Origin of the sequence: Microcystis sp. (genome assembly GCF_048564745.1) — a bacterium.
GTDB lineage: Bacteria > Cyanobacteriota > Cyanobacteriia > Cyanobacteriales > Microcystaceae > Microcystis > Microcystis ichthyoblabe_A.
Map to the genome: position 1 here is coordinate 1 of NZ_JBLZRT010000214.1, position 20,204 is coordinate 20,204.

The 20,204-nt window shown below is 43.9% G+C and carries 14 protein-coding genes, 1 rRNA gene and 1 pseudogene; 10 read left to right on the plus strand and 6 right to left on the minus strand.

Going from position 1 to position 20,204, the window contains the following annotated elements; translation table 11 throughout:
- From ACOCD9_RS21520 to ACOCD9_RS21530, 3 genes and pseudogenes are all read right to left on the minus strand, one after another.
- Nucleotides 1-202, minus strand: a pseudogene (locus tag ACOCD9_RS21520) (hypothetical protein); the annotation flags it as partial.
- 67 nt (nucleotides 203-269) lie between these two features.
- Complete coding sequence (gene gcvP / locus ACOCD9_RS21525) at nucleotides 270-3,257, minus strand: aminomethyl-transferring glycine dehydrogenase (protein WP_419548400.1); 2,988 nt, start codon at nucleotides 3,255-3,257, stop codon at nucleotides 270-272.
- A gap of 115 nt (nucleotides 3,258-3,372) precedes the next feature.
- Entirely contained in the window at nucleotides 3,373-4,998 is a 1,626-nt protein-coding gene (locus ACOCD9_RS21530) for an ArnT family glycosyltransferase (protein ID WP_419548402.1), read from the minus strand.
- Between the two features lie 29 nt (nucleotides 4,999-5,027).
- Between ACOCD9_RS21530 and ACOCD9_RS21535 the strand changes: the two genes are divergently transcribed.
- Nucleotides 5,028-5,837: an aminotransferase class IV gene (locus ACOCD9_RS21535; protein ID WP_287703842.1), complete on the plus strand. Its 810-nt coding sequence runs from the start codon at nucleotides 5,028-5,030 to the stop codon at nucleotides 5,835-5,837.
- A 56-nt stretch (nucleotides 5,838-5,893) separates the two neighbouring features.
- On the opposite strand, the gene ACOCD9_RS21540 is transcribed toward ACOCD9_RS21535, so the two are convergent.
- A complete protein-coding gene (locus ACOCD9_RS21540) occupies nucleotides 5,894-6,244 on the minus strand; it encodes a single-stranded DNA-binding protein (protein WP_194017098.1) in 351 nt (116 codons plus the stop codon).
- Nucleotides 6,245-6,470: 226 nt separating this feature from the next.
- On the opposite strand from ACOCD9_RS21540, the gene ACOCD9_RS21545 reads away from it, so the two are divergent.
- The 6 genes from ACOCD9_RS21545 (at nucleotide 6,471) to ACOCD9_RS21570 (ending at nucleotide 14,305) form a co-directional block, all read left to right on the plus strand.
- Nucleotides 6,471-7,511 (plus strand): rod shape-determining protein, encoded by a 1,041-nt coding sequence (locus tag ACOCD9_RS21545; protein ID WP_042790426.1) that lies wholly within the window; start codon nucleotides 6,471-6,473, stop codon nucleotides 7,509-7,511.
- Between the two features lie 73 nt (nucleotides 7,512-7,584).
- Nucleotides 7,585-8,334: a rod shape-determining protein MreC gene (gene mreC / locus ACOCD9_RS21550; protein ID WP_419548403.1), complete on the plus strand. Its 750-nt coding sequence runs from the start codon at nucleotides 7,585-7,587 to the stop codon at nucleotides 8,332-8,334.
- Nucleotides 8,301-8,882, plus strand: a complete 582-nt coding sequence (gene mreD / locus ACOCD9_RS21555) for a rod shape-determining protein MreD (protein WP_287703848.1) — start codon at nucleotides 8,301-8,303, stop codon at nucleotides 8,880-8,882. The genes mreC and mreD overlap by 34 nt, the downstream gene beginning before the upstream one ends.
- 115 nt (nucleotides 8,883-8,997) lie before the next feature.
- On the plus strand, nucleotides 8,998-11,448 hold the full coding sequence (locus ACOCD9_RS21560; RefSeq protein ID WP_419548404.1) for a transglycosylase domain-containing protein: 2,451 nt from the start codon (nucleotides 8,998-9,000) through the stop codon (nucleotides 11,446-11,448).
- 146 nt (nucleotides 11,449-11,594) lie between these two features.
- On the plus strand, nucleotides 11,595-13,355 hold the full coding sequence (locus ACOCD9_RS21565) for a M61 family metallopeptidase (protein WP_419548405.1): 1,761 nt from the start codon (nucleotides 11,595-11,597) through the stop codon (nucleotides 13,353-13,355).
- A gap of 23 nt (nucleotides 13,356-13,378) precedes the next feature.
- On the plus strand, nucleotides 13,379-14,305 hold the full coding sequence (locus ACOCD9_RS21570) for a branched-chain amino acid transaminase (RefSeq protein WP_159292956.1): 927 nt from the start codon (nucleotides 13,379-13,381) through the stop codon (nucleotides 14,303-14,305).
- A gap of 78 nt (nucleotides 14,306-14,383) precedes the next feature.
- On the opposite strand, the gene ACOCD9_RS21575 is transcribed toward ACOCD9_RS21570, so the two are convergent.
- Nucleotides 14,384-14,533 (minus strand): hypothetical protein, encoded by a 150-nt coding sequence (locus tag ACOCD9_RS21575; RefSeq protein ID WP_287703856.1) that lies wholly within the window; start codon nucleotides 14,531-14,533, stop codon nucleotides 14,384-14,386.
- 326 nt (nucleotides 14,534-14,859) lie between these two features.
- Between ACOCD9_RS21575 and kaiC the strand changes: the two genes are divergently transcribed.
- The 3 genes from kaiC (at nucleotide 14,860) to ACOCD9_RS21590 (ending at nucleotide 19,992) form a co-directional block, all read left to right on the plus strand.
- Complete coding sequence (gene kaiC / locus ACOCD9_RS21580) at nucleotides 14,860-16,380, plus strand: circadian clock protein KaiC (RefSeq protein WP_046660448.1); 1,521 nt, start codon at nucleotides 14,860-14,862, stop codon at nucleotides 16,378-16,380.
- A 73-nt stretch (nucleotides 16,381-16,453) separates the two neighbouring features.
- The gene (locus ACOCD9_RS21585) at nucleotides 16,454-17,284 is read left to right on the plus strand and encodes an amino acid ABC transporter substrate-binding protein (protein ID WP_287703859.1); all 831 of its coding nucleotides are present in this window, start codon (nucleotides 16,454-16,456) and stop codon (nucleotides 17,282-17,284) included.
- Nucleotides 17,285-17,367: 83 nt separating this feature from the next.
- Nucleotides 17,368-19,992, plus strand: coding sequence for a DNA polymerase III subunit alpha (locus ACOCD9_RS21590; RefSeq protein ID WP_419548407.1), 2,625 nt, complete (start codon nucleotides 17,368-17,370; stop codon nucleotides 19,990-19,992).
- 47 nt (nucleotides 19,993-20,039) lie between these two features.
- Here ACOCD9_RS21590 and rrf read toward each other — a convergent pair.
- A 5S ribosomal RNA gene (gene rrf / locus ACOCD9_RS21595) occupies nucleotides 20,040-20,157 on the minus strand.
- Nucleotides 20,158-20,204 lie beyond the last annotated feature (47 nt).

Consider the following 20,204-nt stretch of genomic DNA (forward strand, 5'->3'; position numbering starts at 1 on the left):
ATATGAACAATCGCGTGTAAGCATCCCACCGAAAAGCTAATGCGCGGGGGGTTTGGGGGCGGCACTTCGACACGCTCAGTGACCGCGCCACGCCCCCAACGGGGGGTTTGGGGGGTAGAACCCCCCAAAAGCTTGGATTGAGTGATAAAACTGAAAGTAACACACCCAATTTTAGGAGAAAGTTTCCCTTGAAAAATCCCAAATTAGTAGATTTACAAAAATGAGATGCACCCCACCCTACACCCAGGAAAAACTCTTTGCCGCAAACCCTACTTATAAGCGTCCATCCCCTCACAGGAACAAACCAGATTTCTGTCCCCGTAGGCATTATCAACCCGTCCCACTACTGGCCAGAATTTATAATCTGTTAGCCAAGAAAGCGGGTAGGCTGCCTGTTGACGGGAATAGGGACGACTCCAATCATCGGCAGTTAAAACTGCAGCTGTGTGGGGGGCATTTTTCAAAGGATTATCGTGGGGATCCATGCTACCATTAGCGATCGCTTGTACTTCTTGATAGATAGTTAACAAAGCTTCACAAAAACGGTCTAATTCGCCCAAAGATTCGCTTTCCGTGGGTTCCACCATCATTGTACCCGCCACCGGCCAAGAAACCGTCGGCGCGTGGAAACCGAAATCCATCAAGCGTTTTGCCACATCTTCCACCTCGATGCCGGCCTGTTTTTTCAGGGGACGTAAATCAATCACGCACTCGTGGGCAACCGTTCCCGCGCTACCCTTAAATAACACTGGATAGGCCGACTCCAGACGAAAAGCCATATAATTAGCGTTCAAAATTGCCACTTCTGTCGCTTTTTTCAAGCCGGCGGCCCCCATCATGGCGATATACATCCAAGAAATCACCAAAATGCTGGCACTACCCCAAGGCGCGGCCGAAATTGCCCCAATCGAGTCCTGATGCTTACCGTTAGCGGTTTCTGGGGATAATTTCGCCGAAACTAGGGAAATATCGGGCAGAAAAGGCACTAAATGGGATTTTACTCCGATTGGTCCCATACCCGGTCCCCCCCCACCGTGGGGAATACAGAAAGTTTTATGGAGATTCAAGTGACAGACATCAGCGCCAAAATCCGCCGGACGACATAAACCCACCTGAGCATTCATATTGGCGCCATCCATATACACTTGACCACCGTATTGATGAATCAAGGCGCAAATTTCGCTAATTCCCTCTTCAAAAACGCCGTGAGTGGAAGGATAGGTTACCATCAAAGCCGCTAGATTATCCTGATGCTTCTCGGCCTTAGTTTTCAGGTCATCAATATCAATATTGCCCCGAGAATCGCAATTAACCGCCACTACTTTCATACCACACATAACGGCACTGGCAGGATTAGTCCCGTGAGCGGACTCAGGAATTAAGCAAATCTGACGATGACCTTGACCGCGACTTTCATGGTAGGCTCGGATCACCTGTAAACCGGCATACTCTCCCTGAGAACCAGCGTTCGGTTGTAGAGAAATGCCATCAAACCCGGTAATTTCCCCTAACCAAGTCTCTAACTGTTGAAAGAGCAGTTGATAGCCTTCTGCTTGGTCAATCGGGGCAAAAGGGTGTAATTTGCCGAATTCTGCCCAAGTTACCGGAATCATCTCCGCTACGGCATTGAGTTTCATCGTACAGGAACCGAGGGGAATCATGGAAGTATTTAAGGCTAAATCCTTTGTTTCCAGACGGTGCAGATATCTGAGTAATTCCGTTTCCGAGTGGTAACGATTGAACACCGGCTCGGTAAGATAGGCACTGGTACGGGTTAAATTAGCGGGTAATTCTAGACTAATTTTCTCGACTAATTCGGCTGCGGTAAAGGGTAATTCCTCGGTGGGGGCAAAAATTTGCCATAAATCCCACACATCCCTGAGACTGCTGGTTTCATCGAGACTAATTCCTAGATTATTCTCATCAAAATAACGCAGATTAATCTTATGGGTTTTTGCCTTGGCAAGGATGTCCTTAACTCCCGTGGATACCGTAACTTTGAGCGTATCGAAGCGCGGTTCTTTCCCCACTTGATAACCCAACTGTTTTAAGCCAGTTGCCAATAAAGCGGTTAATTTCTGCACTCTTTGGGCGATTTTCTTGATTCCTTCCGGTCCGTGATACACCGCGTACATGGAAGCAATCACCGCTAGTAACACCTGTGCGGTACAAATATTACTGGTGGCTTTATCCCGGCGGATATGTTGTTCGCGGGTTTGCAAAGCTAAACGCAGTGCGGGTTTACCCTGACTATCCTTCGATACCCCGACAATGCGCCCCGGAATACTGCGTTTATAGGCATCTTTGGTGGCAAAATAAGCGGCATGGGGACCCCCATAACCCAAGGGAACCCCAAAGCGTTGACTGCTACCCACGGCAATATCAGCCCCCAATTCGCCGGGGGGAGTCAACAGAGCTAAACTGAGAATATCGGCGGCAACGGTGACTAAAGCCCCATTTTCCTGCGCTTTGGCGATAAATTCCCGATAGTCATAAATTACGCCATCGGTGGCTGGATATTGTAATAGTGCGCCAAAAATCGGCGTTTGGAAGTCAAAGAGACGATGATCCTCGATAATAATGTCAATACCTAAAGGAATCGCTCTGGTTTTAACAACTTCAATCGTTTGGGGATGGCAACTACTAGAGATAAAGAAAGCATTGGCTTTAGTTTTACACAGTCCGTAACTCATGCTCATCGCTTCTGCGGCTGCTGTTCCTTCATCGAGGAGGGAAGCGTTAGCAATTTCTAGACCGGTTAAGCTAGTGATGAGAGTTTGGAAGTTTAAGAGAGCTTCTAAGCGTCCTTGGGCGATTTCCGCTTGATAGGGAGTATAGGCGGTGTACCAACCCGGATTTTCTAAGATGTTGCGGAGAATTACCGGCGGGGTGATACAGTCATGGTAGCCCATGCCAATAAAGGAGCGAAATACCTGATTTTTTGAGGCAATCGCTTTTAATTGAGCAAGAGCGGCGTATTCACTCAAGGCAGGTGGTAGATTAAGGCTTTTTTTTAAACGAATTGCTGCGGGGACAGTTTGAGCGATTAACTCCTCAACAGTAGCAACACCCAAAACCGCCAGCATTTTCTCGATTTCCGTCTCCGTCGGTCCAATATGACGGTTAACAAAGCTATCGGTGCAGTCTAGCAGGTCTTGCAGGTCAGCAGGAGCGAATTCCTCGGTTTTCTCGGCCGTAATTGACCTATTTAGCATATTAATCTCGGTTTCAACAATTACAAAAGTGCTGCGTTTCATCGCTAGGGGTGATTTTAACGCAACTTGTAAAATTTTTGTAATATTTCAAGTCAGCAATCGGCAAGATAAAGCGGAAGCTAATTTGCTATCGAAAGCATTCATAAAATTAACCTCACTACTGCTTCGTCACCAAAAACCAACCGGAATCCGTGGACTCGATCACCTTTAATCCTTCTAAATCAGTAGCTTCTTTGGTTTGACGATCGATAATTAGGTAAGGTTGCTTGTGACTTTGCCAATGATTGATTAATTCTTCAGTAGCAAGGGGAAAAACCCGACGACCACTATAAAAATTTAACGAGGGGCGCTCGTAGGCAAAAGCAATATAAACAGGGTGATCGGCCGGCACATATTTCTGCACTAAACTCGCCACCGGTTTGACGGAGAAATTCTCATTTAATTCCCAGATCCACAGGGGAGAATTGACAAAAATAAACAAAGAAACCAACATTCCCCAGAGTAAAACCACGCTGAATTGTTCCGAGCGCCGGGCTAACAAAATCGCCGTTGTCACCATGGTCAGGGAAAGTGATAATAAGGTTAAAAGAATTAAGGGATGGATCGGTTCGATCGGGGCAAAATTACCAGGAAAATAGGCGATTAAAGCTAATAAACCCGCCACAACACCGACAATACCCAGAATAATTGACCAGATTGGATGATAGGGGCGATCGATGGGAAGATTACCCAGCTGCGCCAAGGCATAACCGGCCGCTAAAGCTAAGGCCGGATAGATCGGCAGAATATACCAAGGCAACTTAGTCGCCATTACCGAAACCACCAACAGATAAACACCCGTCCAAACTAACAGTAACTTCGCCCAACTGTAGAGATGTTCCTGACGGGCTAAACGTAAACCCCAAACCGAGAAAATTAACCAGGGCCAACTATATTTAAGAATTTCCAGCAGATAATACCAAAACGGTCCGCGATGATTGTCCAGATCGTCACTAACTCGCTTTAACTGTTGAACAAAAAGGGAATCGAGAAACTCCCGCTCGTAGTGCCAAAATTGGGCGCTATACCAAGCAAAAGCGGGAGTTGCTCCCAATAACCAACCCGACCAAAAATAGGCAGACGTTAATAACCGGGGGGTATCCCAGAGCAGAAAAATAAAGCCGATACCCGCCAATAATAGCCCCATAATACCCTTAGTCAGACAAAGGAGGGCAAATCCTAACCCCGCCCCCACAGACCAGCGTAAATCGCGCCGTGAGCGCAGTAAACAGACAAACATCAGGATTTCAAAACACAATACCGCTCCATCCAACATGGCTAAACGGCCATGGCGCACCACCGGTAAAAGAGTTAAATAGATCAAGGCCGACAGTAAAGCTGGCAAACGAGCCGGAAAAATTTCTCGACCGAGAAGGTAGAGAAGCGGCACCGATAAAGCTGTAAAAAAAGCAGGAATTAGTCTAGTATTGGCCTCATTGATGCCCCAGAAATGGTAGGTTAGACCAATTAAACTATGAATCAACGGCGGTTTATTCAGGTAGGGATCACCCCAAAGACTAGGAAATAACCAGCGCAATTGTTCCAGTGGGGTTTGGCTAATTTCCTTGGCCACCTGAGCGATGGTCGCTTCATCCCAATCCCGCAAGGGTAAATTACCTAATCCCACTAGATAGATAATTAAGGCCGCTATTAATAATCCCAGTAAACACAGAAATTCTTTAAAATTTTCTCTCTGACGCAATTTATAGCTAGAATATCCCCAAGTAAATTTTTGACGGTTCATAAGCTAGGTCAGTAAACAGTTAACTGATTATGTATTGGTATAATGGCGAATTAATCGAGGATGAGCGAATAAGTCTCGGTATTGATGATATTGGGCTGCTTTATGGAGCGACAATATTTACTACCCTGCGTATCTATCAACAAAGCTTAGATCATCCCCTGACCCATTGGCAAGACCATCTCCAACGTCTGCACTCTAGTTTACAGGTTTTCCACTGGCCCGATCCCGATTGGCGGCGAATTCGCCAAGGAGCCGAAAAATTATCCCTATTCTATCCTGTCCTGAGAATTACAATTTTTCCCGATGGTAGGGAGTGGATTAAAGGCAGATTTCTCCCCGAAGATTTAAACCTTAGACAAGAGCGGGGAATTATTGGGTGGGTAGTGGATAATCCCGCTTGGCAACGGGTTTTAGGAGAACATAAAACTGGTAATTATTTAACTCCTTGGTTAGCGTCACAAACTGCTCAAAAAAAAGGGGCAAAAGAGGCGATATTAGTCGATCGATTGGGGAATTGGTTAGAAACTAGCACGGGTAATTTATGGGGATGGAAAGATAATTGCTGGTACAGTCCCCTGCTTACTGCTGATATTTTACCCGGAATCGGGCGCTCGGCTTTGATCGGTTGGTTAAAAAAACAAAATATTTCCCTGCAAGAAAATATCTGGACCCCGGAATTTGTCGGGACTTTACAAGCGATCGCCTATAGTAATTCCGTGGTGGAAATTATCCCTTTTAATTCTATTCTTGGCTGGAATCTACAGATAAATACAGCTATTTATCGGCAAGTTTTACCGGATTTACAGCAATATTTTTCCAGTCAATTAGAGAATAAATAAGGGTGTGTTACTAGAGGCTAACACACCTAAAATCTGGAAATAATACCGCTCAAGCTTTAAAATTCTCGCTCGGAATTAGCCTCACTATCGCGTTTAGAACCGAGTAAATCTAATTGATCGACGAGAATCACCGGTTTAGAGCGAGCTAATCCCGTGTTTTTATCATTCCAAGTATCCATTTTTAAAGACCCTTTAATCCCGATTAAACCGCCTTTTTTTACATAATTAGCGGCCACTTCCGCCGTTTTACCCCAAATTTCCAGATCGAACCAATCTGGCTGATCGCTATTTTTAGAGCGACGATTAACCGCTAAAGTGAAAGTACATAAAACCTTACCCGACTCGAAATACTTGGTTTCCGGGTCTTTCCCCGCTCGTCCCACCAAATGAACCACATTTACACTCATGGTCTTAAATCCTCAATTTAGTACAATAGTATGTTTATTTTAGCCCGAAACCTTGGACTTGACCGGTGGGCAGCCAGAAAATTAGGCCGAAGACTTGCGTAAATCTGGAGAGAAAGAAGCGATAATTAACTAGACTTGAGAAACAAAACGTAATAAAATCCAAGTCGATTCGATCGAAAGTCTAGCTATAGCAACGTTTTATTTATCAGAACAGGAGTGAAAACAAGTGGCGGGTTTTTTTAGACGTCTAGGCTTATCAAGGGACATAGGTATAGACTTGGGGACAGCAAACACCCTCGTTTATGTATCAGGGAAAGGCATCGTTTTAGAGGAACCATCGGTAGTGGCGATCGATCAAGATCGTAACCCGGTCGCTGTCGGGGAGGAGGCCAAAAAAATGCTCGGTCGCACTCCAGGTCATGTCACCGCGCTGCGACCCCTGCGCGATGGGGTAATCGCCGATTTTTACAGTTGCGAGATCATGTTAGCGGAATTCATCAAACGAGCGCTCGATGGCACGATTGGCAATCCCCGCATGGTAATCGGTGTTCCCAGTGGGATTACTGGAGTAGAAAGACGCGCGGTGGTGGATGCGGCCAAAAATGCCGGCTCCCGAGAAGTGGGGTTAATTGATGAACCCGTTGCGGCGGCCTTGGGTGCCGGTTTACCCGTCTCGGAAGCGACAGGAAATATGATCATCGATATCGGTGGTGGCACGACGGAAGTGGCGATTCTCAGTCTTGATGGGACCGTGATCAGCGAATCGGTGCGCGTCGCCGGGGATGAACTCACGGACTCAATTATCGCCTATCTTAAAAAAGTTCATAACCTGATTATCGGGGAACGTACAGCCGAAGATATTAAAATTCGCCTTGGTTCAGCTTATCCCTCCCCCGAAGATGAATTTCCTCCTCTGGAAGTGCGGGGATTGCATCTCATGTCCGGTTTACCCCGCACCGTGACCATAAAAGCGGAAGAAGTGCGGGAAAGTATGGATGAGCCGCTTTCCGTGATCGTTGATGCGATCAAACGTACCCTAGAAAAAACTCCCCCCGAATTAGCTGCTGATATTATCGATCGCGGCATCATGTTAGCGGGAGGAGGTGCTTTGTTACGGGGACTCGATCGCCTAGTCAGTCACGAAACCGGTATCGTTACCCATGTCGCTGAAGATCCCCTGCGCTGTGTGGTCAAAGGCACGGGAGAAGTGTTAAAAAATCAGAAACTCTTTGAGCGGATCGTTAATGAAACAACTCGCAATGTCTAAAGGTCACTAGGCTAGGTTAGCGGCAAAATTCACGGATTCTCACTCTACACAGTCAAGAGGTTTAAAATCGCTCATGTATTCAGCACGACGAAAATGGACACAGCAGAGATGGCGACTTTTTCTGCTCGCTGCCGCTTTGGGGGGAGCTTGGTACATTCGCACCTATCAAAGTGGGGCGATTTTAGAATTGTATGGTTTATTAACTCGTCCTTTTCAGGGAGAGGAAACTAATCTGCAAGAGCAACTTCTGGCCGATCAACGGGTGCGAGAATTACAAAATCGTTTAAGTGAACTCGAATATCAAAATCAACAATTAAAAAAACAGCTTGGTTATTATCAAACCCAGAAAAAACCCCTGATTTCTGCCCCAATTATTGGCCGCAGCGCCGATGATTGGTGGCAACAGGTAATTATCGGTCGGGGTAGCACCGATGGTGTGCCAGTGGGTGCTTCGGTGACGGGAATTGGCGGTTTAGTGGGACGGATTACAGAAGTTACTCCCCACACCAGCAAAGTTTTATTGGTCAGTAATTCCCAAAGTCGCATCGGAGCAACGGTGAATCGTAGTCGAGCCATGGGTTTAATTCAAGGTCAGGATTCCCAAGTGGCCACCCTGCGCTTTTTTGAAAAAGCTCCCGATGTCAAACCGGGAGATGTGGTGACAACTTCGGCTTTTAGTAGTCTTTTTTCGCCTGGGTTGCCCATCGGTCGTATAATTTCCCTTAATTTACAGGAAAATCCCGCCCCCACCGCCAAAATTGAATTTACCGCCACCGTGGACAATCTCGAATGGGTGTTCGTTCACCCGCAACCCCAGCAGTGAGAGGGGGAATTATGCTGAAATTAAGCCGTTTATCAGCCCGTTCTCGTTTTATACTGAATATTTTCGTCACTATCGCTTCGTTGCTTCTCTGTACCTTTCTTTCCTTAATGCGGCTACCCGGAATGGAGATTTTAGGCATCGCTCCCAATTGGTTACTGATTTGGTTGGTTAGTTGGAGTCTCAATCGCTCTTGTCTCGATAGTGTGGTGGCCGGATTAGCGATCGGCGCTATTCAAGATAGTTTAACCTCTAATTATCCTTCCCATATCATGGTTTTTGGTCTGATCGGTTTCCTCACTTCCCGTTTACACCGACAACGTTATGTTAAAGAAGAATTGATCGCTGTGGTCTTAATTGTCTTTGTGATGACTTTAATCGCTGATGGTGCGATCGCTTTTCAATACTATCTACAAGGAGGCAAAAATCTCGCCGATCTTTGGCTCGATTATCAACGCATTGGCCTCACTTCTGCTCTGCTTAGTAGTCTCTGGACTCCCCCCCTCTATTACCCTCTCCAGCAATGGTGGCGACAATTTAGCGATCTTTAAACAGTCAGCTTTTTCAGTTATCAGTGAGCAGTGATCAGATTTGAGTTTTCAGTTCACTGATTACTGATTACTGATAACTGTTCACTGATTACTCACCCTCACCCGCTCAACTAACATGAAATACAAACAAAAACTTAGTCAATTTTTTCATAATCTTGCTAATAAATTAGAGAATTCCGAGCAACCCCCTAAAGTCGATCCTATCGACTCCAAATCTGCGCCAGTTGCTGGGGAAAAGCCAGTAGAAGCCGCTTCCGAAGAGAAAAAGGTTAATTTAGTCTCCCGAACCAGTAGTAAGGCTATAGAGACATTAAAACCCATAAAAAACAAATTTACTACCCTGATTGATAATTCTCCCTTACCGCAATGGCGACAACATCCCCGCTTTGGCTTGTACTTGGGATTGGGATTAGGGGTGACTGGGGGACTTTTGGGGGTAGGTTGGGGCATTTATCGCCTTGAAACCTCTCTACCGCAAAATATCGCCGATATACAAACCTATGCTCGTCCCGGCACCCTAACCATTCAAGCCGCTAATGGGGAAATCCTCAAGCAAAATGGCCCTAGCACTTACGAAACCGTGAAAATTGCCCAAGTTCCCCCACTGGTACAGGAGGCCTTTATCGCTAGTGAAGACCGCCGGTTTCGCCAACACGGGGGAGTTGATGGTCAAGGTATTGCTCGCGCTCTCTTTTCTAACCTGAGAGCCGGGGGAGTGGTGGAAGGAGGCAGCACCATCACCCAACAATTGGCCCGGATTGTCTTTTTATCCCAAGAAAGGAGCTTCGACCGCAAATTACGCGAAATGCGTATCGCTCAGAAAATAGAAGATAAATATACAAAAGACCAGATTTTAGAGCGTTATTTTCACCTAGTTTATCTCGGTTCCGGGGCCTACGGTCTGGCCGATGCCGCTTGGTTATATTTCAGTAAATCCGTCGATAAATTAACTCTAGCCGAAGCTGCCACCCTTGCTGGCATTGTTCCCGCTCCTAGTCTCTATTCTCCCCTCGAAAACCCTAAATCTGCCCTAGAACGGCGTAATATCGTCCTCAAAACTATGGCCGAGGTGGGATTTATTACTGCTGCTCAAGCAGAACAAGCGATCGCATCTCCTCTAGGCATTAAAACCAGTCCCCTAAAACGTCTGCAACGGCAAGCGGCCTATTTTACCGATTATGTGGAAAAAGAACTGCCGCAACTGGTTCCCGCTAAAACCCTAGAAGCGGGGGGATTGGTGGTAAAAACTACCCTTAATCCTCCTTGGCAAAGGGAAGGGGAGGAAGTGGTAGAAAGAGCGGTTTCTCGTTATGGCAGGTGGCAGAACTTCCAACAGGCGGCTTTAGTGGCAATTGACCCCAAAAATGGACAAATTAAGGCTATGGTCGGGGGAATTGACCACGATAAGAATCAATTCAATCGGGTGACACAGGCAAAACGTCAGCCAGGATCTACTTTTAAACCTTTTGTCTATGCGGCGGCGATTGCGGCGGGGAAATCCCCCTATTCTAGTTATAAAGATGCTCAGTATGTGGTGGATGGTTATAAACCGGAAAACTACGGCGATAAGTATAGCGGCCGCGCGGTGTCCATGCGCGATGCTTTGACTTCTTCCCTGAATGTGGTGGCAGTTCAGGTGTTAGTAGCTGTGGGTTGGAATCCGGTGATTAAATTAGCTCAAGATATGGGTATCCAGTCGAAACTTTTACCCACTTATTCTTTGGCTTTGGGTGCTTCGGAAGTCAATCTTTTAGAATTGACCAGCGCCTACGGCACTTTTGCTAATAATGGTGTGCATCAACCAGTTTACGGTATTAATCAGGTACTTGATCGCAATGGTAAGGTAATTTATCAAGCCAATTTTAAACCGAAAACTGCTCTCAATCAAAACACGGCAGCGACGATGACTTGGATGCTGCAGGATGTGGTTAATTCGGGAACGGGAACCCCCGCACAAATTGGTCGTCCAGTGGCAGGAAAAACCGGCACTTCTGACAAGGCTCGTGACCTTTGGTTTGTCGGTTATATTCCCCAATTAGTCACGGGAATTTGGCTCGGTAATGACAATAATAAACCCACCAATGGAGCTAGTACCATGTCCGCTTGGATGTGGCGACAATTTATGTTAGAAGCAATCAAGGATATTCCCTATCAAGGTTTCCCAGAACCGAATTTAGGCAAACGTCCGGTGACATTAAAAGCGGAACCAATTAAACCCCGACGTACCTACTTTACCCAAACTACTAACAATCGTTTAGCCAGCAGCGATGAGGGTTCCCCCACCGAAGGACCCATCCGCAGACGGCGACGGGTTCGGGTAAGTCGTGAGCAAACTATCGTCCGTTCTAATACTAGCGAACCCAGCCAACGCCGTTCTAGTCGTCGGCGTACTACCGTTGCTCCTACCAGTGCCGCTGCTCCTAGTCCTCAAAATACGGCCCCCGCAGCAGCCGAACCGATTACCGTTCCCGTCACTGTGGCAGCTCCCGAAACTCGTTCTGTTCCCCTACCGGTAACTCCTCCCCCCGATGTGGCTCCTCCCGCACCCCCGGCAGAAAGACGCTGAATCGGTAAAAAAACCCTCGCAAATCCTGCGAGGGTTACAGTTCCAAAACTGCTCGGTAAAATCTTGCAAAACCATCGGATTTTTGGCGGCGAAACCGGGGAATTTAGCCGAAAGCTTGCCGCTATAATAACTTAAAAGCTTGTGTAATGCCGATGACCAGTCTTATTTCCCCCACTACCATCTCCTCAACTCGTTTAAGTCTCAGCTATCAAGTGGCTATGTCGGAACCGACTTCACACCTCTTTGAAGTCACTCTACAGATTACCGGTTGGCAAGCACCGATTTTAAACCTAAAAATGCCGGTTTGGACTCCCGGTTCCTATCTAGTGCGGGAATACTCCCGTTTAGTCCAAGATTTTCAAGCTGTTAACCTCAACAGTCGCAAAGTTGCCAAAAATCACTGGCAGATTGACACCGGTAATAGTTCCGAAATAACGGTCAAATATCGCGTTTTTGCCCACGATTTAACCGTCAGAACCAACCATCTCGATGATACTCACGGTTACTTCAACGGGGCTGCTTTATTTTTCTATATCCCCGATTATCAAAAACATCCCCTCACCCTGACAATTATCCCCCCCCATGGCGATTGGCGCGTTACCACTGCCTTAAAATCTTTACCCGGACAGAAAAACACCTTTCACGTTCCCGATTTCGATACCCTGGTGGACAGTCCTGTGGAAGTGGGGATTCATCAGTTATACGATTTTGTCGTCGAGGGAAAACCCCATCAATTAGCTATCTGGGGACGGGGAAACGCCAATCCTAGTCAAATTATCGCCGATACGACTAAAATTATTCAAACCGAGTCCGCTATGTTCGGTGGACTCCCTTATGATAATTATCTCTTTTTGCTACATCTTTCGGCGGCTGGTTACGGGGGACTAGAACATAAAAATTCCTGTACCCTTAACTATGCGCGTTTGGGATTACGAGATAAGGATAAATATAATCGTTTTCTGCAATTAGTCGCCCATGAGTTCTTTCATCTCTGGAATATCAAGCGTATTCGCCCAAAAGCTTTAGAAAGCTTCGATTATGATGCAGAAAATTATACTTCTTCCCTCTGGTTTGCCGAAGGAACCACCAGTTATTACGATATAGTAATCCCTCTACGGGCGGGAATATACGATAGTAAGACTTTTTTAGAGCTTTTAAGCAAAGAAATCACCCGTTATCTCAATATACCCGGTCGTCTTGTCCAACCTCTAGGCGAATCGAGTTTTGATGCTTGGATAAAACTCTACCGACGGGATAGCAATAGCGATAATAGTCAAATTTCCTACTATCTCAAGGGGGAATTATTGTCGCTGCTTCTCGATTTACTAATTCGCACCCACACCGATAACCGTCGTTCCCTCGATGATGTTTTACGCTCGATGTGGCAACATTTCGGTAAAGAGGAGATTGGTTATACCGATGGGGAATTGCAGGCAATTCTCGAATCTGCCGCTGGAGTGGATTTAAGCGACTTCTACCAGCGTTATATCGACGGTTTGGCAGAATTACCCTTTAATGAATATCTTGAACCTTTTGGACTCTATCTGCGGGGTGTTGGCAATGGGGAAACGATACCCCATCTGGGAATGCGGGTACAGAGTGAAGCGGGTAAAGAAATAATTAAATTTGTCGAGATGGGTTCCCCTTGCCAAAAAGCGGGAATTAATGCTGATGATGAGTTATTAGCCATCGATGGATTGCGGGTGACGGCGGAACAGTTAAACGAAAGATTAAAAGACTACCGCACAGGTGATATTATTCAGATAACAGTCTTTCATCTCGATGAATTGCGAACCCTTGCTGTTCCACTGGCTGCCCCGCAGACGATTCGCTATGAAATTATCAGGGTAGAAAATCCTTCTAATAGCCAGAAACAAAATTTTTCCGCATGGGTAAATCCCGTTTAATTCTTGGTTAAATCAACAAAAAAATGTCTATTACCGCCGAAATTCCTTTCCTTCCTCTCGCCTATTTTGAGAATAAATTTATCCCTTTTAGTGAGGCAAAATTATCCGTTGCTACCCACGCACTACACTACGGAACTGCCGCTTTCGGGGGTTTACGAGGTACTCCCGACCCTAACAATCCAGGACAGATATTATTATTTAGATTGGAACGTCATTGTCAGCGTTTAAGTCAAAGTGCTAAGTTTCTTAATTACGAGATTAATGCTGATAAAATCTATCAAATAATTATCGATTTTGTTAAAAAGAATCAGTGTAATCGACCTTTTTATATTCGTCCCCTTGTCTATAGTTCGGGTTTGGGAATTGCTCCGCGATTGCATGGTATCGAGAAGGATTTTCTCGTCTATGGTCTAGAAATGGATGATTATTTAGCAGCCGATGGGGTTAACTGTCGGATTAGTTCTTGGTATCGTCAAGAAGATAGAAGTTTCCCGTTACGAGGTAAAATTAGCGCCGCTTATATCACTTCTGCTTTAGCAAAAACGGAAGCGGTAGAATCCGGGTTTGATGAGGCAATTTTAATGAATTCTCAGGGTAAAGTCTGTGAAGCGACGGGAATGAATATTTTTATCATCAGAAATGGTCAGCTAATTACTCCTAGTTTTGACCAAGATATTCTAGAGGGGATTACTAGAGATAGTGTTTTAACTATTGCGCGGGATTTGGGTATTCCGGTTATTGAAAGACCCGTAGATAAGACGGAGTTATTTATCGCTGATGAGGTGTTTTTAAGTGGCACTGCGGCGAAAATTACTCCGATTAAAAGGATTGAAACTTTTTCTTTACCTGCGGCTAAACCGATTACTTATCAGTTAAAAGAAAAGTTAAGTTCTATCGTTCTTAATCAGGAACCAAAGTATCAAGATTGGATTACTCAAGTTCCTTTATAGTCAGAGAAATTTACTTTATTTTTCCTTGAGATGCGTCAAATAATGGCACCTCTCAAGGAACTCTGAAATAAAGAGAATTTATCTATTTTTCGGTTTGGCTCCTTCCTGTATATAGGTTATAGTTTTATTAGGATCAATCTTTAGGATGAGTTTATTATCTCTTGCTATTTTTTGTCTTTGATTATCGCTTTCTTGCTGATTTTGATTACTATCGGTTGTATTTTTCATAGTAGAGCAAATAACTATGATTATACCTTAAACTCTATCAAAGTTGTCAAGAATAGTATTAATCAACTAAATACAAAACTTACTTTGATTCTGACTATTAGTTTATTGGTATTTTGGTTAATTGTGGCTAAGATTTACCTGCTTATATAGTTTCCCTTGACTCTAACCAATCTCTTTATGCTTGGGTGAAGCTGTCCTGCATTTAAACTATGTCTTGGAAATTTTATTACCAATGCTCAAACTCTCAAACTAGGGATGAATTTCTGGTATCGCTGGTCACTGAAATAGGTACAATAAACATTAGCTCGTTTTCATAGAGAACTTAAATGACGCAAAATAATCCCCTAGAGTTGATTGAGAAGTTAGAAACAGGAATCCCCGGCTTTGATTTTCTTTCGGAAGGGGGATTACCGAAAGGAAGAGCAACTTTGATAGCGGGGACGGCAGGAAGTGCTAAAACGGTCTTTGCCTGTCAATTTCTCGCAGAAGGCATCAAAAATGGAGAAAATGGCGTTTTTGTCACCTTCGAGGAGCCACCCCAAGCACTAAGAAAAAATATGGGTGGTTTTGGTTGGAATATCCGGCAGTGGGAGGAGAATCGCCAATGGGCCTTTGTCGATGCTTCCCCCCAACCGGAAGAAAAGCCGATGGTGACGGGAGAATACGACCTAGGCGCATTAATCGCTCGCATTGAATTTGCTATCCGCAAAAATAAAGCTAAACGGGTGTCTATGGATTCTTTAGGCGCAATTTTCAGCCATTTGAGTGATAGCGCTCAAGTGAGAAGTGATCTTTTTCGTCTAGCAACCGCTTTGCGAGAATTGGAGGTAACAGCGATTATGACCGCAGAAAGAACCCAAGAATACGGCGAAATCAGTCGTTATGGGGTGGAGGAGTTTGTGGCCGATAATGTGGTGATTTTACGCAACGTTTTAACCGATGAGAAAAGAAGAAGGACGATCGAAATTTTAAAATATCGGGGAACCGATCACCAAAAAGGAGAATTTCCTTTTACAATTATTCCCAATAAAGGGGCCGTGATTATTCCTTTATCAGCCATTGAACTAGAACAAAAATCCTCTAATATTCGTATTACTTCCGGCAGTCTGGAACTCGATAGAATGTGTGGGGGTGGTTTCTTCCGCGATTCGGTTATTTTGGTTTCGGGAGCCACAGGAACAGGAAAAACCCTGATGGTGACAGAATTTATGGCTGGGGGAGTAAGCAATGGGGAAAGATGTTTAATTTTTGCCTTCGAGGAAAGTCGAGAACAGTTATTTAGAAATGCTACCGGTTGGGGTGTGGATTATGACCGCATGGAAAAGGAAGGTAAATTAAAGGTAGTCTGCCGTTATCCCGAAACCACGGGTTTAGAAAATCATTTAATTATGATGAAGGAAATTATCGAGGAGTTTCAACCTAATCGAGTGGCAGTAGATAGTTTATCTGCTTTAGAAAGGGTTTCTAATCTGAAAGGATTTCGAGAATTTATTATCGGTTTGACTTCTTTTATTAAGCAAAAAGAGGTGGGAGGATTATTTACTTCCACCACTCCCACTTTATTAGGAGGTTCCTCGATCACAGAAGCGCATATTTCTACAATTACCGATTCAATTATTCTGCTGCGTTATGTGGAAATGTATGGAGAAATGCGCCGCGGTATCACTGTTTTAAAAATGCGCGGATCTATGCACGATAAGGATATTCGTGAGTTTTCGATCGATCATCAAGGTATGCACATCGGTCAACCTTTCCGCAATGTTACCGGAATTCTGGCTGGAACTCCTATGTACACAGCACAAACAGAAGTAGAACGTTTGAGTGGATTATTCGAGGATCGTAGTTAAAATATAGCAGCACTTGCTAATCGCGCCTCGGTGGTTAGCTTTTTTCTCCCTATCTCCTTCTTGCTTTCTTGATATGTCTAAAAACTTTTGGTTGATTTTTCTAGGTCTTTTACTGATAAATAATCTACATTTATCAGTCTTAGCAGAAACAGTTTTACAAAGAATTGCTCGCACGAGAGAATTAAAAGCGGCAGCCAGAAAAGATGCTACTCCCTTTAGTTATATCGATGAGAAAACGGGACAATGGACAGGTTACGGAGTGGAATTAATGCGCTTAGTCCAACGTCGATTAGCACAAGAATTAGGTAAACCGGTTACAATAAACTTTACAGAAGCGACGACTAATAATCGTTTTCAGCAAGTGGAACAGGGACAAGTAGATTTATCCTGTAATGCGGCAACAATCACGGAAGAAAGACTAGCAAAGGTTAATTTTTCTATTCCCTATTTTATGACGGGAGCGCAATTTTTAACTAAAAGGGAAAATGTTGATAAAATAGATATTAATAACACTTTAGCGGCAGTTGCGATCGCCTATATTCCCCACACCACCACCGATAGTATTATTCGTTATATCTATCCTCTGGCTAATTGGCAAGCTGTCAGCGATCGAAGTGAAGCAGTGGCAAAATTACAAAGGGGAGAAGTAAAAGCAGTGGTTAGTGATGGAATTCTTCTACTGGGGGAAATCGTTAAACAAGGACAGGATCCGCGACAATTTGTGCTACTACCCAGTCAACCGATTACCACCGAACTTTATGGCTGTATTTTACCCAAAAACGATCCCGAATGGAAAAAATTTGTTGATACTGTCGTCGGCAGCAATGATAACCAGAAACTTCGAGAACAATGGTTTAATTTAGAACAAGGTTTTTTCCCCTATACGATTCTCAATCAACCCTAAAAATAGACTGTGATTGCTGAAAATTAAAAGTAAGTAAATTCTGTTTTTTTCCCCTTTTCCTTGTCACTTTTTCCTGAAAAACTATGTCTTTTGTCGGTTTACATATTCACAGTGATTATAGCTTACTTGATGGTGCTTCCCAATTACCGGCACTAATTGATCGAGCGATCGAATTAGGACAACCAGCGATCGCTTTAACCGATCATGGAGTCATGTATGGTGCGATCGAATTAATTAAAACCTGTCGTAATAAGGGAATAAAACCAATTATTGGCAACGAAATGTATGTAGTTAATGGCGATATTGAAGTCAATCTTCGCCACCGAAAATATCATCAAGTTGTTTTAGCCAAAAACACCCAAGGCTATAAAAATCTGGTTAAATTAACTACTATTTCTAATCTGAAAGGTATTCAAGGTAAAGGCATTTTTGCTCGTCCTTGTATCAATAAAGAGTTACTCCAACAATATCACGAAGGATTAATAGTTACCAGTGCTTGCTTGGGTGGAGAGATTCCCCAAGCAATTTTAGCTAATAACAGAAAATTGGCTAAGGAAACTGCTAAATGGTATAAAAAACTTTTTGGTGATGATTTTTATTTAGAAATTCAAGACCACGGTTCTAAAGAAGATCGGATTGTCAATGTAGAAATAGTTAAAATTGCTAAAGAATTAGGAATTAAAGTAGTTGCTACTAACGATTCTCACTTTATTTCCTGTTACGATGTAGAGGCACACGATGCCTTGCTTTGTATTCAAACTGCCAAGTTAATTACTGAAGACAAACGCCTCCGTTATAGCGGCACAGAATACTTAAAATCTGCTGATGAAATGCGCTTACTTTTCCGTGATCATCTGCCAGAAGATGTGATTGAAGAAGCGATTAATAACACCTTAGAAGTAGCAGAAAAAGTCGAACCTTATAACATCTTTAATGAACCAAGACTGCCTAATTATCCAGTTCCTGCGGGACATACTGCTGATAGTTATGTAGAAGAAATTGCTTGGTTAGGATTACTAGAAAGATTAAAATGTCCTTCTCGTCACGAGATTGAACCTGTTTACAAAGAAAGGCTTGAATACGAATTAAAAATGCTACAGAAAATGGGATTTTCTACCTATTTTCTCGTCGTTTGGGACTATATAAAATATGCTAGAGATCATGATATTCCCGTCGGTCCAGGACGCGGTTCGGCGGCGGGTTCTTTGGTAGCATATTCTTTAAAAATAACCAATATTGATCCCGTTCATCACGGTTTATTATTTGAGCGTTTTCTCAATCCTGAACGGAAATCTATGCCTGATATTGATACGGATTTCTGTATCGAGAGACGGGATGAAATGATCCAATACGTCACGGAAAAATACGGGGAGGCTAATGTTGCCCAAATCATTACTTTTAACCGCATGACATCAAAAGCTGTTTTAAAAGATGTAGCGCGGGTGTTAGATATTCCCTACGCCGAATCGGACAAAATGGCGAAAATGATTCCCGTTTCTCGCGGTAAACCCACACCTTTAAAAGTGATGATTTCCGATGAAACTCCCGAACCAGCATTTAAAGAAAGATACGATACGGAACCCCATGTGCGTCATTGGTTAGATATGGCAATTCGTATCGAAGGTACTAACAAAACCTTCGGAGTTCATGCCGCGGGAGTCGTCATTTCTTCCCAACCTTTAGATGAAGTGGTTCCCCTCCAGAAAAATAATGATGGGGCGGTAATTACCCAATATTTCATGGAGGATTTAGAATCATTGGGATTGTTAAAAATGGACTTTTTAGGGTTAAGAAATTTAACCACTTTGAAAAAAACCGCCGATTTAATTAAACAAAATCAGGGCATAGATATCGATCTGGATCAATTGCCTTTAGATGAAAGAAAAGCCCTGCAAATTCGGGCTAAAGGGGAACATAAAAAACTACCTCCCGATATTCTCAAAACCCACGGATTACTAGAAGAAGGGGATTTAGAAGGTATTTTCCAGTTAGAATCATCGGGGATGAAACAGATAGTTAAAGAGTTAAAACCATCGGGTATTGAGGACATATCTTCAATCCTAGCACTCTATCGTCCAGGTCCTTTAGATGCGGGATTAATTCCTCTCTTTATTGGCAGAAAACACGGTAGGGAACCCATTCGTTATGATCATCCCTTATTGGAACCAATTCTTAAGGAAACCTACGCAGTTTTAGTCTATCAAGAACAGATTATGAAAATGGCGCAGGATTTAGCGGGTTATTCCCTAGGAGAAGCGGATCTATTGCGTCGAGCAATGGGTAAGAAAAAAGCCTCCGAAATGCAGAAACAAAGGGAAATGTTTATCGATGGTGCTGCTAAAAATGGTGTGGAAAAAAGAATCGCTGAAAATCTCTTTGAACAGATGGTAAATTTTGCCGAATATTGTCTGGGAGGTGAGACGTTAATTTTAACCGAGGAATACGGATTATTACCAATTGCTAAAATTGTGAGCGAAGAAGTTAACTGCACTGTTTATAGTGTAGATAAAAATGGTTTTGTTTATAGTCAACCAATCTCTCAATGGCACGAGCGGGGTTTACAAGAAGTCTTTGAATACACCCTAGAAAATGGGCAAACTATCCAAGCAACCAAAGATCATAAATTTATGACTAGCGACGGAGAAATGTTAGCCATAGATACAATATTTGAGCGAGGTTTAGATTTAAAATCCTCTGATTTTTCCTAAAAACCAAACCCCCCAATCTGGTGAGATTGAGGGGTAGGAAAGAATAATCCTGGCATCGAGCTATTGTCCCGGTCGGCAACCCGACAAGTATCTTGGCCACGGTGAAGTTTCACAACCGAGTTCGGGATGGAATCGGAGTGGTGCCATCACGTTAAAGACACCAGGAAGGGTAGAACCCTCAAGACTGCAAAAGCTAGGGAAAAAGTGGTGAA

Excerpts from the sequence above, each read along its gene's own strand:
- gcvP (WP_419548400.1), bottom strand. The coding sequence starts at position 3,257 with ATGAAACGCAGCACTTTTGTAATTGTTGAAACCGAGATTAATATGCTA.
- ACOCD9_RS21530 (WP_419548402.1), bottom strand. The coding sequence starts at position 4,998 with ATGAACCGTCAAAAATTTACTTGGGGATATTCTAGCTATAAATTGCGT.
- ACOCD9_RS21535 (WP_287703842.1), top strand. The coding sequence starts at position 5,028 with ATGTATTGGTATAATGGCGAATTAATCGAGGATGAGCGAATAAGTCTC.
- ACOCD9_RS21540 (WP_194017098.1), bottom strand. The coding sequence starts at position 6,244 with ATGAGTGTAAATGTGGTTCATTTGGTGGGACGAGCGGGGAAAGACCCG.
- mreC (WP_419548403.1), top strand. The coding sequence starts at position 7,585 with ATGTATTCAGCACGACGAAAATGGACACAGCAGAGATGGCGACTTTTT.
- mreD (WP_287703848.1), top strand. The coding sequence starts at position 8,301 with ATGGGTGTTCGTTCACCCGCAACCCCAGCAGTGAGAGGGGGAATTATG.
- ACOCD9_RS21560 (WP_419548404.1), top strand. The coding sequence starts at position 8,998 with ATGAAATACAAACAAAAACTTAGTCAATTTTTTCATAATCTTGCTAAT.
- ACOCD9_RS21565 (WP_419548405.1), top strand. The coding sequence starts at position 11,595 with ATGCCGATGACCAGTCTTATTTCCCCCACTACCATCTCCTCAACTCGT.
- ACOCD9_RS21570 (WP_159292956.1), top strand. The coding sequence starts at position 13,379 with ATGTCTATTACCGCCGAAATTCCTTTCCTTCCTCTCGCCTATTTTGAG.
- ACOCD9_RS21575 (WP_287703856.1), bottom strand. The coding sequence starts at position 14,533 with ATGAAAAATACAACCGATAGTAATCAAAATCAGCAAGAAAGCGATAAT.
- kaiC (WP_046660448.1), top strand. The coding sequence starts at position 14,860 with ATGACGCAAAATAATCCCCTAGAGTTGATTGAGAAGTTAGAAACAGGA.
- ACOCD9_RS21585 (WP_287703859.1), top strand. The coding sequence starts at position 16,454 with ATGTCTAAAAACTTTTGGTTGATTTTTCTAGGTCTTTTACTGATAAAT.
- ACOCD9_RS21590 (WP_419548407.1), top strand. The coding sequence starts at position 17,368 with ATGTCTTTTGTCGGTTTACATATTCACAGTGATTATAGCTTACTTGAT.